Raw genomic sequence first — 14390 nt, 5'->3', positions numbered from 1 at the left:
GTTGAAACTTGGTTTATCTATTTTCTGCACCTGCTTTATGTCCTTTTGTTGCAAAGTAAACAATATAAAGGTAAGCTGGCAACATTGCGTATAAAAATGCGTGTTGGAAATCTACTTTTAGTTCATCTTTCATGAAACCGTAAACCAAAGGCCAAATTGCGCCACCAGCAATACCCATAATCATGATAGCCGAACCTGTTTTTGTATGTTGACCCAAGCCCTTAATACCCAATGGAAATATAGCCGGCCACATTAAAGAATTGGCTAAACCTAACATGGCTACGAACCAAAAAGAAACCACATCTGTGGTAAACACCGAAAGTACGGTAAACAATATCCCTACCGTAGTACAAATTCTTAAAGCAGCTTGTTGGCTAATGAACCTCGGAATGGCAACAATGCCGATCAAATATCCTAGCAACATAAAGCCTAAGGTAAAAGCGGTAGCATTATCCCTAAAAATTTGCGGCACTGTACCTAACTGTCTTGCGTAAGTACCAATGATATCCCCAGCCATTACCTCAACTGCCACGCAGAAAAAAATTGCCAAAGCACCTAAAAACAAATGTGGGTAAGCAAAAATAGAACTGTTTGTCGAATGCTCTTTTTGGGTATCTTCCTCCGCATTCACTTCTGGAAGCTTCACAAATTTGAGCACTAAGGCAAAAATTGCCAAAACCACCGCTAATGAAATGTAAGGCGCATGAAGTTGGTTCAGTAGTTCATCCAAAATGGCCTGCTTTTCCACTGCCGAACTAGCCAGAGCCAATTTAGCTTCAGCAGCATTAGCTCCTTTCAAAAGCAACGTACTTAACACCAACGGAGCCACCATACCAGCAGTTTTGTTACAAAAACCAGCAATAGAAATTCGTTGTGCTGCACTTTCAATAGGCCCAATAATACTCAAATACGGGTTCACTGCGGTTTGCAATAATGCCATACCCGAACCTTGTACAAATATGGCAGCTAAGAACAATACATAACTGCTCTTTTCGGCCGCTGGAATAAAAAGTAAAGATCCCAAACCCAAAACCAATAAACTGGCCACTAAGCCATTATGAAATCCAATTTTTTTCAATATCCAAGAACTTGGAATGGCTAAAAAGAAATAAGCAATGTATGAGGCGAAAGTTACTAGGTATGCTTGTAAATCGGTTTCTAAACTGAATGCTTTCTTAGCAAACGGAATTAACGAGCCATTGGCCCAAGTTACAAAGCCTAAAATAAAGAAAAGGGCACAGCAGATTAACATTGGCATTAAAGCCGTACGGTTTTTAGCGGAATTGGATATCATTAGTTTGGTTTATGTTGATAAATTTCACCGAACATAAACAAAAACAGCCACTTTTTAAATAATTTAAAAAACTAAAAATTCCGCAAACGTTTGCTTAAAACGCAAAAGCCCCAACTTTTTCGGTCGGGGCTTTTAAATTATTTTTTTTAGAAGGATTAATGTCCTCCTGATAATTTCTGATCAAAGTTGATACCTTGCGCTTTTAAAATAGTGCTAGCTTTTAAAGCATAAAACACCAAATAACAGAAACACAAAATACCTACCACATAGCTATATTGGATGCCTATAGCGCCAGCTACCAAACCTTGCAAAGGGCTGATGATAGCACCACCCATAATCATCATAATTAAGTAGTTACTACCCTGACTGGTATTTTTACCCAATCCACTAACTGCTAAGGTGAAAATACAAGGCCAAAGCGTGCTACAAAACAAACCTACGCTTGTGAATGCATAAACGCTAACCATGCCTTCGGTAAACATACCTGTTAGCAATGCTAGGATACCTATTAATGAGAAAATCAACAACATTCTAGCTGGATTACCTTTACTCAGGATATCGGCAGCTATTAATACTAAAATGATTAAACCATAAACATAGAACGGTGCTAAATCGTGATTAAATAAAGCGTTTACACCCAAGAAAACACCAAATGCCAAATAAGGCGCAACAAATCTTAACACTTGTCTTAAACTAGGATTATCAGTAAAAGCTTCCACCGCACCTGTCCATCTACCAATCATCATACTGGCCCAATACAAAGAAATGTAAGGCGCAATTTGCGCTGTAGTAAAGCCTAAGTGTTTAATCATGTACTCAGGTAAATTACTTGCGGTTGATACCTCAACACCTACATAAACAAAAATGGCAATCATCCCTAAAACCAATTGAGGATATTTTAGCGCTGAACTTCTACCGCTCACATCTTCTTTATCAGCCTCCACAATAGCTGGTCTATCAGGCAGCGGAGAGAATTTCAAGAAAATGGCTACCAATAAGAAAGCAGCACCTAAAACCAAATAAGGAATTTTAACACTCTGTATATCTAAGTTGTTTGAAGCATGTACAGCCGAACCAAAAATGGCAATATTCACGATTAGAGGACCGATAGTAGTACCCAAGTTATTGATACCACCTGCCATTGTTAAACGCTGCGAACCAGTTTTAATTGGACCAAGCGCAATAGCTAACGGATTGGCTACCGTTTGCTGCAATGAAAAACCTAATGCCACTATAAATAAGCCCGAAAGCATTAATGGAAACGACCCCAAATTTGCAGCTGGATAGAACAATAACGTACCTACTGCAGAAATTCCCAAGCCTAACGCTAAGCTGTTTTTATAGCCTAACTTGTTGATTAAATCCGTTTTCATAGCCGCTGAAACGCCAATATAAATAAGCGAACCAACTGTGTAAGCGATGTAGAACGCAAATGATACTAACTGACTTTCGAATTGTGAAAGTGTAAAGGCTTCTTTAAAAACTGGGATTAGAATGTCGTTACTTGCTGCAACGAAGCCCCAAAAGAAAAACACAGTTGCTAACGGGATAAACTGCGCCCAATTGGTTTTAACGTTTTGTTCCATATTTGGTTTAAAATTTAAGGTTTGAAAAATTTGCACTAAACATAGTTATTTTTTTTCAAATCAATAGTGTACTTTCTACACTTTAACAAGTTGTGTGTTTAATAGACTCACAGTCACCGATATTACTTCAAATGCCGACGCTTTAAGTTTTACCTTCACCATTACAATAGTTAATACGAATTGTAAAAACTGAATAAAAATTGAGGTTTTAAAGCTTAAAATTGCATATTAGCAGAAATTACCAAAGTAATACATGTTCGAAGCAATCATTTTAGGTATTGGGGCGGGGCTTATTTCTTCTTTCGTGACGGGGCCTGTATTCTTTGCCATGATTAAAACTAGTATAGAAAAAGGTTTTAAGGCAGGCTTTTCCTTGGCGTCTGGGGTAATCGTTAGCGATTTAATCCTCATCAGCATCATTCTATTTGGATCTCAGTTTTTTGAATATCAAGAAGAGTTTGACAAATATGTTGGTATCATTGGTGGTATTTTTATCGTTGGTATTGGACTTTACTATTTATTATCAAACGTTAAAATCAATTATTCGGAAGCCGATAATATAAAAGTGAGCAAACGTGGCTATGTCATCAAAGGATTTCTGATGTGTATCCTCACTCCTTCTACACTAATGTTTTGGGTAATTGTGAGTGGTATTATTTCGGTAAAGCTGCCAACGATGGCTGAAAGAATACTTTGTTTTTTAATTGCGATGGCCACCCAGCTGTCTATAGATGCACTTAAAACTTTCTATGCAAGCAAATTAAGGTATCGGATTAAAGAAAATACGTTAAAAAAACTGAACAAAATTGCGGGTCTTGTAATCATCGGCTTTGCCGTATGGTTAATTGTGAAGACCTATTTCAGGTTTTACGCTTGATAGTAAAGTTAAATTAACTTGATAAGAAAACTTACTTCAATCGCTTCTTTACCTTAAACTTAAAATTCGGCGATTTGATTACCTCAACTTGGTCAGTGATCAGCAAATAGGCATACGCTGGAAACTGTTTCATCAAATCTATTCCTGCATCTTTACCTAACACCATTATCGATGTACTAAATCCATTGGCTTGCTCAGCACTTGGACCTACAACAGTGGCACTAATTAGCCCCGAAGCCGGATAACCGGTAACTGGATTGATGATATGCGCATACCTTTTGCCTCCAAACATCACAAACTTTTCGTAGCTTCCAGACGTCACTACAGCCTCGGTATTGAGTTTCAGCACACTGATATTTTCCTCTTCAGCAAAGGGGTTGGTTAAGCCAATAAGCCAAGGTTTTCCGTTGAGCTGACTTCCCCAAGTCGACATATCTCCAGAAGCATTTACAATACCAGCTTTAACGCCTTTAGCTTGCATCAAAGCCCTTCCTTTATCCGCAGCGTAGCCTTTACCTGTAGCACCAAATCCAATTTTCATCCCAACTTTGCGAAGAAAAATAGTACAATTGGCGCTATCCAACACCACATTTTGATAACCTACATTCGCTACCGATTGCTTAATTTCCTCATCGCTCGGCATCTGTTTCATGCTACCATCAAAACGCCAAATTTTATCCATGGCAGCATAGCTGATGTCAAATGCGCCTTTCGTTAAATTGGAGAAGTAAAGCGACCGTTGGGTGAGTTCAAACACTTCCCTATCTACCTTAACCGGCTTTACACCTGCGTTTTTATTTACTTCAGAAATTTGAGAATCTGGTCTCCAATCGGAAATTAAGCGTTCAATTCTATCGATTTCTGATACCACTTCACTGATACTCTGATTAGCCTTTGCCGAATCTACCGCAACAATTGTGATATCAAAACGGCTTCCCATCAAAGTAACAGCACGATGCAATTGCACCTGCGCTTGCGCCCCAATGCAACCAACGAGTATTAACAATGATAAAAGTTTAATTTTCATCAATAACAATCCGTTAGCAGTCGTCCTTTTGCTTTGTAAGCAGCTAAATTGATACCGTTATTTTCCAAGGAGATTTGATCAAGCACTTTCTCAACATCCTGTTGCATTTGTAGTGAACCACAAATCATAATTACGCCACCCTGCTTTAATAATCCGGCCAAAAATGAGGCATCTCTTTTAATCAAATCCATCACATAACATTGGTTTTGCTCACGTGAAAACGCAATTTGAAAATCATTCAATTTTTGCTGTTTCAAATGATGGGCTAAAAATTCAAGATGCTTTTTAATTAGCGATGTTTCATTACGGAAACCTGCATACAGTTTCATTTCTGTATGTTTTGTATTTTGACTGATCATTCCTAAGAAAGGTGCAATACCTGTTCCATTGGCAATTAAAGCAACTTTCTTTGATTTAGGAAGATGAAACGACGCATTATTGACCAAACGAGCTTTGAAAGTTTGACCAATCTTCAAATCATTTAAATAGTTAGAACCCAAACCGTTTGGATGCAGTTTGACTACCAACTGTATATTTCCATTGATTTTGGCAATAGAGTACAAACGCTCCTTTGCATCATCCGAAGGATAAATAGCTAATAAATCTCCCGAAGTAAATCTTAACCCGGTAGGCGCCTGTAGCGTTAGCAAAAAGGTATGTTCCTGATCAGTAACTTCCGACTTATCTAACACCATCATTTTACGCAATCCTTTTGGCTTTTTAGCATATAACGCAGGTGTAGTGGCTAAGTCGATTTCAGTTGACTCATTCCATTTTTTTATCCAATCCACAAATTGTATAGCAGATTTATCATCCACCGTGTGCAGTTGGAGTAACCGATTTGCCCAAGTTTGCGTAGCTAATTTATCATCAACCTCAATAGCGAATTTACAAAAATCAGGATAGGCGTGTGATCCAAAACCAAGCACTGAAAAATTAACTTTTTGTTGCTGAGGATATTTATCCAGAAGTGATAAGAATTTATCAGCATTTGAAGGCGCATCTCCCAAACCGTATGTAGAAGTAAATATCAATAAATGTTTAGCCTTTGGAAAAACTTGATATTGGTTAAGCTGAAGCAGATAAGAGGCTTGTCCATTTGCCAACAATTGTTGATGAACTGCATTGGCAAAACGCAAAGTGTTGCCGTTTTCAGAACCTACTAGTAACACAATTTCAGCATCGTTAAGGCCATGCTTGTTCTTGATTTTAGTAGACCTTCGCTTGAGTGTAATGGCAAAACCCGAATAAACGAAGAACAAAATATTCAGCGAAGCGATGGCCAAAACAATTGCCCAAACAACGTTTCCCCTACCGGTGTGTAAATCAAGGCTTAAATCCTCCAAAATTACTGTACCCGGATAACGTACCTCATTCAGCACTTGGCCACTAAACTGATCTACCACTAATTCTCGCTCTTCCAATTTAATGGTATAGTGTTCTTCAGGATCTTCCGCAAATGGGAACTCTATTTTTTTAACGTCACCCAACTTTACCGATTTGAACAATTCAGCGTTAACCGCAGAACCTTCAGCATTGGTGTTCGAATTAATTTTTACTTGATGATTTACTTTAAACTCCGGCAACAAATGCAAATGCACCATAGAAAGGTAAGTACCACTGATAGCGATAAGGAGTACTGGAATTAGCATGATCCTACCGGTGATGATATGATAGTACTGCGCAAAATATTCTTTCACCACTTTTTTGAAAAACTTTGCCACACTACGCTGCCGCTGTATCACTAAAGCCATTCCAGATAAGGCAATGAAAATCAGTAGAAACGAAACAACGCCAATAATCAACCGACCTGTTTCCTTTAAAAACAAAGAGCGGTGAAATGCCGTTACCCATTGGATAAAGCTACTTTTTTCAATAGGCTTGCCTAAAATTTGTGCTGTTTTAGGATTAACGTAAGCATCTATTTCATTGCCTTCATCATCAAAACCTTTTAAGTTAACGAAGCCATTGTGATCTACACTGATTTCAGTGATTTCGGGAAATTTTTGTTTTAAAACCGGAATAGACTGCGACAAAGTAACCTCATCAAAACCAGCAGTTTTGAAAGGTAAGGTGTTCTCCTGGGCAGCATCAATAGCAAGTATGACACCAGTAACTGATGCCATGACTATAAAAAGTGACGAAATTAATGCCAGGGCCAAATGGGCATAACGCCAAATGGATAAGGTCATTACAAATTAAGGTTGTACTTTGCTAAAACGAATATATTTAATGTAACCACTGCCATCAGCTTTTCCAGCTAAAGCTTCTGTAGTTGCAGGAACTTCCACATCCGTAGCGTAATATTTTTGATCTTCTACAGCTGTTTCAAAACGAATCTTATAGCCTTTATCTAAAATAGCGTCATTGAGTTCTATGTTCACCATAGCTCTATCACCACCAGCTACCGAAGCTCCGGTTTTGGCATTTACATTCTTGGTTTTATTAAAAAACTTGAACCACTCTTTCAAGCTATTGTACCATTTTTTGTCTTTTCCCATCACATAAAGCGTTTTCTCGTAATCGCCTTTTGGATTAATAAGTGATACCGAAATATAAGCAGGCTCACCAGTGTAACCGTTCATTTGCAGCATACATTTATACTTTGAAGTTTGCGCCAACGTTTGATTAGCCGCACTTAACAGGATACCTAAAACAAAAATTTTGAGTAGTGATTTCATATTAATTTTTAAGAAAGTTCAAAGATATGTTCTTTTTCGATAGGAATTCGTTTTCAGCGGCCAAATCATAAGCAGTTTCGCCAAATTCAGTTTTAACGTTTTTATCGGCGCCCAAGCTCAGCAAATATTTTAACATTTCTTCATTTTTGGCAAGTAATGCTGCCCTGTGTAAAACGGTTAATCCCTCTTTATTTTTAGCATTGATATCAATTTTTAAATCGCTCAACTTCTTGATCAAATTCAGGTCTAACTTTGCGATAGCGGCATGGTAAAGTGTACTACCATCTTTTTGAGGCGCTGATATATTTAAGCCTTTGCTTTTCAACAGGTTCAATTTTTCACTCAATTCATCTTTGCCATTCGGTAAATTGTTGGGACGATAATTTTCTACCGCTAAATAAGCCAAGTTATGCCCATCCTTATCCAACAAATTCGCATCCGCACCTTTTTCTAATAGCAAAGCAACCATTTCTGCGCTGCCGCTACCAACAGCTGCACTCAAAGCCGACTCCCCTTTTTCATTTACAGCATTTATATTTTTCACTTTCGGAAGCAGCAATTCAACCACTTGAAGGTTTCGTCCAGCCGCTGCATTCATTAACGGACTTGCACCATCTGCATTGATTTTATTAACGTCGGCTCCCTTTTCCAGAAAATACTTGATGATTTCGTCTTGATTTGGCTTACGTACAATGGCATGTAAAACATTATTGCCGCTTTTGTTAATGTAAGCAGGTTTCAGTTTCAATTCTTCGACCAGGTATTTGTAAACCTCAATGGTAGCAGCAGTGCCACGGCCACCTTGTGAAGCAAAAATTAACGCATTAGCAGTTGGCTTTACGCCCTTGTCAAGCAGTTTCTTCAATAAATCTATATTGCCACTTTTGGCAGCATAATCAAAGGCTGTACTTCCGTCTGCATCTGCATCGTTTAACGATAAGCCCTTAGAAACAAAGTAGTTGGTAAGGCTTAGGTCAGCATCGTTAGCTACTGCTAAAAGCAATAAGTTTGCACCCCCTTTATATTTTTTCTTCACATCCACTCCTGCTTTAAAAAAGGCTTCGTAAACAGCCAAATTCTTTTGACCGCCGTTTACCGCAAAAACAATTGGCACATTACCGCCGCTGTCTTCGGTATTTGCATCAGCTCCTTTTGACAGGAGGTATTGCACTACCTCTACATTGCCCCTCATGGCTGCCCAGTGCAAATAAATGCGACTATCGTGTGTCACTTTAGCAACATTATTTCCTTTTTGTTCAACCAAATAAGTAATTACATCTGTAGGTGCAGCATTATTAATGGCCAAGGTTGTGGGGTCAAAAGATCTGGCATCCATCTCGGCTGGGTTATTGCCATTGGCCACCTCTGCCTTAACAGTTTCTAGATTAGGCTTTTGTTTCCAAAAATCGGCTTGAAGTAACGTATTTTTATTTTGTGCTTTTGTTAAGGTAAAAGCGAACAACAGTGCGGTAAAGAAAATTACTCGTTTCATTATGTGATAGCTAAATCATTAAATTGATTGATGCAAACTTACTTATTTAGACTAAATCTACATAATAAATTTTCTAATTTTTAAAATCTGTATTTCACTACTGTAAGCTATTGATTGATAAATGTTTGCTCAATAATCGTACAGAAATTAAAAAAATATTTGCAATAAGATTTAAAAACCCTACTTTTGTAGCTCTCAAAAACACGGTGGTTTTAGCTCAGTCGGTTAGAGCGCCTGATTGTGGTTCAGGAGGTCGTGGGTTCGAGCCCCATATTCCACCCAAAACCGTCTTTACGATACAGTGAAGACGGTTTTTTGATTTTAAAGTCAGTTGCAAAGTCAGTAATTGACAAGTATAAACTAACGCTAAACCCTCCCGGAATGCCACAGACACCATACAGACTGGCACGGCTCGTAGAGAGCAAGGATCATCCCTGGTACATCGTTTTTTATGTTTGGGACGCACAAAAGGCAAAGCTCGTGCGAAAAAAGGACTACGATGTTTCCAAGCTGAACGGGATCAGCCTAAGGCGCAACTTTGCCAGGAAGCGAATTGCCGATATCAACAAGATGCTCCTTGACGGCTACCACATCGATAGGCAGAAGCATTCGGACGACAAGGCCAAAACGATCAACTTTCGTAGGGAGTACAGCGTTGCCGATGCGTTCAAAACAGCGCTCATGCTCACCAAAAGCACCAAAAGGCCTGCAACATACAACAGCTATTCCAGCGTTGCCGGTATCTTCGTTGATTTCTGCCGGGCGCACGGATGGGAAAAATGGCCGATAAAGAGCCTTACAAAAAAGGATATCATTTCATTTTTGGACTATGCACAGGTAAAGGGCTGCAACAATACCACACGCAACAAGTACGGCGGATATATCAAGGCGATGATGGGACTGATGGTAGAGCGTGGCATGCTGGAAACAAATCCGGCCAGTGGCATCAAGCGTGAACCGGAGGAAACCGGGCGGAACATTGCGTACAGCTCCGACCAGGTGTCAAAGCTAAAGGAGGCGATGACGGATCTACATCCAAGGCTATGGATATTTGTACGGTTCATCTATTATGGATTTATCAGGCCTGCCGAGCTGTCACGGCTAAAGGTGTCGATGATCGATGTCAGGTCACGAACGATCAACCTGCCGCCACCGATCACAAAGAACCGAAAGGCAAGGCACGTTAGGATATCGCCCGGGCTATTGGGTGCGATCATGGAACTAAAGCTGGAAAACTGCCGCCGTGACCATTATGTTTTTGGCTATAACCTGCAAACCTGTGACAAGCCGCTGCAAAAGAACTTTGCAACATCAAGGCACCAAAAATTGGTCGAAAGGTTGGATTTTGGGAGCGACTACACGCTCTATTCCTGGAAACATACCGGTGTGGTAGACCACTATAAGGCCGGCATTGATATAAAGAGCCTGCAACAGCAGCTCGGACACGCAAGCTTGCAGGAAACGAGCATCTATCTGAAATCATTGGGGCTGCTTGCAGATGAGGCGGCGTTCGACCTGGCTCCAACGTTGTAGCCTTGGCCGTCAACATCATATCCAACGCTACTGCAGCAGAAAAACGATTTATTACTAAAATTTTGTTTTTTTGGAGAATTGGGATGAGCTAAGAAAGGCCAAAATTAACAAGATAGCCAACAGAACACTTTTTTTGGAGAAAAAAAGTTTGTTTTGGAGAATTTTTAATAAAAAAAAGCCCTAAACAATCAAGTATAGGGCTTTCTAGATTACTTTAATTCCGCTTCCTTTGCGGCCTTTTTTGCTTTTCGTTTTTCGCTCCATTTATCTATTAAACGGAGTATTACCTGTATGATGCCGGAAACTACCAGCCCCTTTACATAGTTGCTCGGGTTTTCAAGTCCCTGCGGCACCTGCTGTGCCAGGTCTGCGATCCCGTCCTGTACGGGCTGCACCACTGCCGCAAATCCGGTAGTGCCTGCGGCAATCTGTGTTGCCAATGTTGCTATTCTGCTCATTATTTTGTTTGGTTGTTTTAGAAAGGTTTTAGTACGTAGTTCGGGCTTGCCGGATTGGTGTCCATGCCGATAGGCTGTGCGTGGTTGTTGTTGCCACTCAGGTCACGGATGCCAGTCCTTATATCGGAATTGTCCTGCAAAGCGGAAAAATCAAGGCTCTCAAACTGTTCGAACTTGTACCAAAGTTTTAGAAACTCGGTTACACAAGGGTTTTCACCGATCCTAGCGTTAAAGTTCAGCGCTATTTCGGATGGTGTCAACGCTTTTGAGTATACCCTAAATTCATCACATTCGAACGTTGTTGACTGAAAATTACTGAAACTACCATTGTTATCGGAATCACCGTAAAAAATCCTATAATCGGAATAGACACCGCTTAGGTTTCCCACAGAGCCACTGCTTGACGTACCCGAAAAAACACTGTCCCCTGCATTTATATATAGGTTAGAAACACCATTCTTGAATGTCAGGACAAAATGAAATTTTTCGGTAGTACTGTTGCCAACAACGGTATTGGAGTTGGTACCCCCTGGTCCCTTCATAAAACGTATGCCAAACGCCCCGTTCCTTGATTGTGTTATCTGGTGATAGGATCCCGTATTGTCAGTGGCTATAAATATCCCTCCGACAGAGAAGCCTGTTATTGACAGCGCCTTATACCAAAACTCTACGCTGAACTCATTCAGCACCGGCTTACCTACCATGTTCGGCACGTTCAACCTGCCGGGATATGGCCTTATTCCATTTCCGAAGCCGAATGCGGACGGCAGCGCCCTATTCCATCCAATGCCCAAAAAAGGCTTAAGGTTTGGGGATAGTCCATCGCTATTACTGTTCATTAGGCATCGTAGTTAGCACCAAAGGTGGTTATCGAAATCGTTTCCCCGGCTCCCAAAGTGGTCAACATCTTTGCCTCCAGGTTCATGCCGCTGTTGAGGTTGATGTAAGGGTTTCCGTTGCTGTCTATCTTCAGCCAGGGCAGGTTTCCACGGTTCAGCCCCGAAACTACCGCCACACTACCATTTGTTCCAGCTCCGGCCGGTACGGTGATGTGGCCAAGCGGAGAAATCTCGCCAGCGCCATTGTTAACCTGCAACAACAAAGTGCGCTGTGTCGCAGATGTCGAGGAAATCGCCAGACCATCTACACGGCTGCCCTCTGCGCTCGGGTTGAAAATCTGTTTTGCTATGGTAGTATCGGAAGCGGTAAAAGAAACCGGCTTAAACCTTAAATCCTTGGTAAAATATACCTTTTCGTTCTTTGCCATTATTTTAGTCTGTTATGGTGTTGCGTAATTTGAAATTTTGTAGATCGACACGGTTATGTTGTCGGTCTGAATGGCCGTTACCTCGTTATCCAGTTCGTTAACGGCGGCCACTACGTTAGTTTTGTCCGTGGTCTGCAAATCTTCCGGATTGCCTACCTCGCTGGTTTTTGAAAATCTATCCATTATAGGTTGTGTTTAGCGTAAGACTTGTTCCCGTTCCCTGCTGTGTAACGGTAGCTCCATAGGCAGGTGCCGAAGATGCTATCGACAAAAGCGGCGTGTCGGCAGCGCCCAACTGTATGGGGAATGTTCCAGGATCGTAGCTTGTAGAACCCGCAGGAAGCGTGATGCTGCCCGAACCTCCGCCCTGGTAGGCGTAGTTGATGGTAACAGCTTCGTTAAGGGCAACGTTTGCCGAAACCTTAACGCCAAAATAATTATATGCTCCCGTCTGGAAGTCCGGAGATGTAAGCTCCAGCGTAACGATTGCACTGCTAAGCGAACATGTGCCGCCAGCATTGGCGTTGGCCTGCCCAAGTACATTATAGTTCGGATCGGCCATTGCGATGGCAGTGGCATCGGCCAAACTGACGTTGGAGGTATAGGCTTTGGAGAACGGCACTATACTGCCATCGCTTCCGGCATCACAGTTGTTTTTGGTGAAATTTTCTGTGCGGGTATAGGTGTACGTTGTTGGTACTACTACCGCAATATCCGGATTGTAAAAAACATCGATAAAATACGGATCGTTTTCAGTGCCTGCGCTTGCCACCGGGAGATTAAAACCGTCCTTACTGACAAGCTTTACCGCTCCGCCGGTTTCCACCACAAAGTAAAGCTCCACTCCCTTGCAGCACATCCACTTCTTAATGCCCGCCTTTGGCCTAGCCCCTACCGGTAGCGTACCCAAAGTGATCGTAGTTCCTACAAAAGCGGAATTAAGGCCGAACTGGCCACAGATAAAGACAACTGCCCTATCCGGGAATGCCGAAAGGTCTAGCTTATATTGCAGATCGATCTGTTTATCAAAAATGCTTGCACTCTGCGACTGGATCGCCGTCCATTGCCCAAAGTTTCCGCTGATGATGGTAGCAGAACTATTGTTGTTGCCGCCCGTGCCGGGACTTGTAGATCCGTTACCGCCACTTCCGCCGCTGGCAGCTGGGGTAACGTAAACGTTCCAGGTCACAAGATCATTTGCCAGTTGGTAGGTTTTTCCGTTCTCGGCTATATAACAGGTCATCCCGGCCTCTTTTAAGTGGGCTGGGAAAGATGCCAGTTCGGTAAAAAATGTGCGCTTGTGGTGTCCGCCCCTAACCTCCGACTGTAATGCTACCGGATATTGATCCCGGTCATCATTTATGCGCACCGGAGCGCCGACAAGTGTGCCTTGGTTTTTCATTATACGATTGCCAGTGAGTTAAGTGGTGAATTATAGATATTATTGAAAACGATAACGTTTACCATCACCGTTGCACCGTTGGCGTTTACAAATGGAGAATTTGAACGTACTACGGTGAAATCCGTATTTGTAAGCCCGTTAACGTTGAATGCCGGCATGCCAAAGGCAACCGGTACAACGAAGATCGGGTAAAGTCCGCCACCGCCAAAATTGGTGAAGCTCCTGAAACGATCCTCACGAAGTTCGCTACCGGCCAATGCCAGGATATCGGCATCGGTGATACCTGTTTTTTTGTTAATGTTGGATGCCCACATCCGAGCCAAAAATTTTACGGTCACGCTCTTGGTATTGCTCTGCGAACCATCGGTAACGGTGATCGCCTTGGCGAAGCTTCCGGCAGCGGCCGGAAAATTGCCCGACCTTGTGCCGCTCTGGCTTACGCCCGTTGGCGTTACCGCAATGCCGTCTACCATAATGCCGGTGATAGGATTTGTATTTTTGGTAACCGTCCAGTTAAGCGTGTAGGCGGTCGAAGCACCTATCTCACGAACCGGATCGTTTACGGTCAAAGCCGCATCCGGCGCTACTGCAGGATAAAGAACGTTTTCCATAACCGTTTTCAGATTTGATCCCGTAGGCGTTACGCCCTTTAGCCCGATGACTTCACGGCTGATCGGGCGTTCGCCGTTGAACGACAGATCGCCACCGCTACCGGTGCCGCTTCCCGTGCCGTTTTCGCTGGGCTGGTATATCTTTGTTTTAACGGTGTTCAT

At 41.9% G+C, this 14390-nt stretch carries 14 protein-coding genes and 1 tRNA gene; 3 read left to right on the top strand and 12 right to left on the bottom strand.

Annotated features, from left to right (window positions below; genetic code table 11):
* Positions 1 to 13 precede the first annotated feature (13 nt).
* Both DUT68_RS04470 and DUT68_RS04465 read right to left on the bottom strand, forming a co-directional pair.
* Positions 14 to 1294: a sugar MFS transporter gene (locus DUT68_RS04470; RefSeq protein ID WP_237088253.1), complete on the bottom strand. Its 1281-nt coding sequence runs from the start codon at positions 1292 to 1294 to the stop codon at positions 14 to 16.
* Positions 1295 to 1449: 155 nt separating this feature from the next.
* Positions 1450 to 2880: an MFS transporter gene (locus tag DUT68_RS04465; protein WP_113636314.1), complete on the bottom strand. Its 1431-nt coding sequence runs from the start codon at positions 2878 to 2880 to the stop codon at positions 1450 to 1452.
* A gap of 253 nt (positions 2881 to 3133) precedes the next feature.
* On the opposite strand from DUT68_RS04465, the gene DUT68_RS04460 reads away from it, so the two are divergent.
* The gene (locus DUT68_RS04460) at positions 3134 to 3757 is read left to right on the top strand and encodes a LysE family translocator (RefSeq protein ID WP_113636124.1); all 624 of its coding nucleotides are present in this window, start codon (positions 3134 to 3136) and stop codon (positions 3755 to 3757) included.
* A gap of 31 nt (positions 3758 to 3788) precedes the next feature.
* Here the strand turns inward: DUT68_RS04460 and DUT68_RS04455 are convergent, their stop codons facing one another.
* From DUT68_RS04455 to DUT68_RS04440, 4 genes are read right to left on the bottom strand one after another with little or no spacing between them, the layout of a single operon-like run.
* Complete coding sequence (locus DUT68_RS04455) at positions 3789 to 4784, bottom strand: FAD:protein FMN transferase (protein ID WP_198659535.1); 996 nt, start codon at positions 4782 to 4784, stop codon at positions 3789 to 3791.
* Complete coding sequence (locus DUT68_RS04450) at positions 4784 to 6976, bottom strand: PepSY domain-containing protein (protein WP_113636122.1); 2193 nt, start codon at positions 6974 to 6976, stop codon at positions 4784 to 4786. Before DUT68_RS04450 ends, DUT68_RS04455 begins: the two co-directional genes overlap by 1 nt.
* A 6-nt stretch (positions 6977 to 6982) precedes the next feature.
* Positions 6983 to 7465 (bottom strand): DUF2271 domain-containing protein, encoded by a 483-nt coding sequence (locus DUT68_RS04445; RefSeq protein ID WP_113636120.1) that lies wholly within the window; start codon positions 7463 to 7465, stop codon positions 6983 to 6985.
* Between the two features lies 1 nt (position 7466).
* Complete coding sequence (locus tag DUT68_RS04440) at positions 7467 to 8957, bottom strand: ankyrin repeat domain-containing protein (protein WP_113636119.1); 1491 nt, start codon at positions 8955 to 8957, stop codon at positions 7467 to 7469.
* 205 nt (positions 8958 to 9162) lie between these two features.
* Here DUT68_RS04440 and DUT68_RS04435 point away from each other — a divergent pair.
* Positions 9163 to 9238 (top strand) — tRNA-His (locus tag DUT68_RS04435).
* Between the two features lie 100 nt (positions 9239 to 9338).
* Positions 9339 to 10490, top strand: coding sequence for a tyrosine-type recombinase/integrase (locus DUT68_RS04430; protein WP_157960772.1), 1152 nt, complete (start codon positions 9339 to 9341; stop codon positions 10488 to 10490).
* A 209-nt stretch (positions 10491 to 10699) separates the two neighbouring features.
* Here the strand turns inward: DUT68_RS04430 and DUT68_RS04425 are convergent, their stop codons facing one another.
* Genes DUT68_RS04425 through DUT68_RS04405 form a run of 6 tightly spaced genes read right to left on the bottom strand, consistent with a single transcriptional unit; the run spans position 10700 to position 14390 of the window.
* On the bottom strand, positions 10700 to 10948 hold the full coding sequence (locus DUT68_RS04425; RefSeq protein ID WP_113636116.1) for a hypothetical protein: 249 nt from the start codon (positions 10946 to 10948) through the stop codon (positions 10700 to 10702).
* 17 nt (positions 10949 to 10965) lie between these two features.
* A complete protein-coding gene (locus DUT68_RS04420) occupies positions 10966 to 11787 on the bottom strand; it encodes a LamG-like jellyroll fold domain-containing protein (RefSeq protein WP_113636114.1) in 822 nt (273 codons plus the stop codon).
* The gene (locus tag DUT68_RS04415; protein ID WP_113636113.1) at positions 11787 to 12215 is read right to left on the bottom strand and encodes a hypothetical protein; all 429 of its coding nucleotides are present in this window, start codon (positions 12213 to 12215) and stop codon (positions 11787 to 11789) included. The genes DUT68_RS04420 and DUT68_RS04415 overlap by 1 nt, the downstream gene beginning before the upstream one ends.
* 12 nt (positions 12216 to 12227) lie before the next feature.
* Positions 12228 to 12398, bottom strand: coding sequence for a hypothetical protein (locus tag DUT68_RS18295; protein ID WP_157960771.1), 171 nt, complete (start codon positions 12396 to 12398; stop codon positions 12228 to 12230).
* Positions 12391 to 13617 (bottom strand): DUF5977 domain-containing protein, encoded by a 1227-nt coding sequence (locus DUT68_RS04410; RefSeq protein WP_113636111.1) that lies wholly within the window; start codon positions 13615 to 13617, stop codon positions 12391 to 12393. The genes DUT68_RS18295 and DUT68_RS04410 overlap by 8 nt, the downstream gene beginning before the upstream one ends.
* The gene (locus DUT68_RS04405) at positions 13617 to 14390 is read right to left on the bottom strand and encodes a hypothetical protein (RefSeq protein ID WP_113636109.1); all 774 of its coding nucleotides are present in this window, start codon (positions 14388 to 14390) and stop codon (positions 13617 to 13619) included. The genes DUT68_RS04410 and DUT68_RS04405 overlap by 1 nt, the downstream gene beginning before the upstream one ends.

Source organism: Pedobacter zeaxanthinifaciens (assembly GCF_003313335.1).
GTDB lineage: Bacteria > Bacteroidota > Bacteroidia > Sphingobacteriales > Sphingobacteriaceae > Pedobacter > Pedobacter zeaxanthinifaciens.
This window is presented reverse-complemented; position numbering and strand designations above follow the sequence as displayed.

Excerpts from the sequence above, each read along its gene's own strand:
- DUT68_RS04470 (WP_237088253.1), bottom strand. The coding sequence starts at position 1,294 with ATGATATCCAATTCCGCTAAAAACCGTACGGCTTTAATGCCAATGTTA.
- DUT68_RS04465 (WP_113636314.1), bottom strand. The coding sequence starts at position 2,880 with ATGGAACAAAACGTTAAAACCAATTGGGCGCAGTTTATCCCGTTAGCA.
- DUT68_RS04460 (WP_113636124.1), top strand. The coding sequence starts at position 3,134 with ATGTTCGAAGCAATCATTTTAGGTATTGGGGCGGGGCTTATTTCTTCT.
- DUT68_RS04455 (WP_198659535.1), bottom strand. The coding sequence starts at position 4,784 with ATGAAAATTAAACTTTTATCATTGTTAATACTCGTTGGTTGCATTGGG.
- DUT68_RS04450 (WP_113636122.1), bottom strand. The coding sequence starts at position 6,976 with ATGACCTTATCCATTTGGCGTTATGCCCATTTGGCCCTGGCATTAATT.
- DUT68_RS04445 (WP_113636120.1), bottom strand. The coding sequence starts at position 7,465 with ATGAAATCACTACTCAAAATTTTTGTTTTAGGTATCCTGTTAAGTGCG.
- DUT68_RS04440 (WP_113636119.1), bottom strand. The coding sequence starts at position 8,957 with ATGAAACGAGTAATTTTCTTTACCGCACTGTTGTTCGCTTTTACCTTA.
- DUT68_RS04430 (WP_157960772.1), top strand. The coding sequence starts at position 9,339 with ATGCCACAGACACCATACAGACTGGCACGGCTCGTAGAGAGCAAGGAT.
- DUT68_RS04425 (WP_113636116.1), bottom strand. The coding sequence starts at position 10,948 with ATGAGCAGAATAGCAACATTGGCAACACAGATTGCCGCAGGCACTACC.
- DUT68_RS04420 (WP_113636114.1), bottom strand. The coding sequence starts at position 11,787 with ATGAACAGTAATAGCGATGGACTATCCCCAAACCTTAAGCCTTTTTTG.
- DUT68_RS04415 (WP_113636113.1), bottom strand. The coding sequence starts at position 12,215 with ATGGCAAAGAACGAAAAGGTATATTTTACCAAGGATTTAAGGTTTAAG.
- DUT68_RS18295 (WP_157960771.1), bottom strand. The coding sequence starts at position 12,398 with ATGGATAGATTTTCAAAAACCAGCGAGGTAGGCAATCCGGAAGATTTG.
- DUT68_RS04410 (WP_113636111.1), bottom strand. The coding sequence starts at position 13,617 with ATGAAAAACCAAGGCACACTTGTCGGCGCTCCGGTGCGCATAAATGAT.
- DUT68_RS04405 (WP_113636109.1), bottom strand. The coding sequence starts at position 14,390 with ATGAACACCGTTAAAACAAAGATATACCAGCCCAGCGAAAACGGCACG.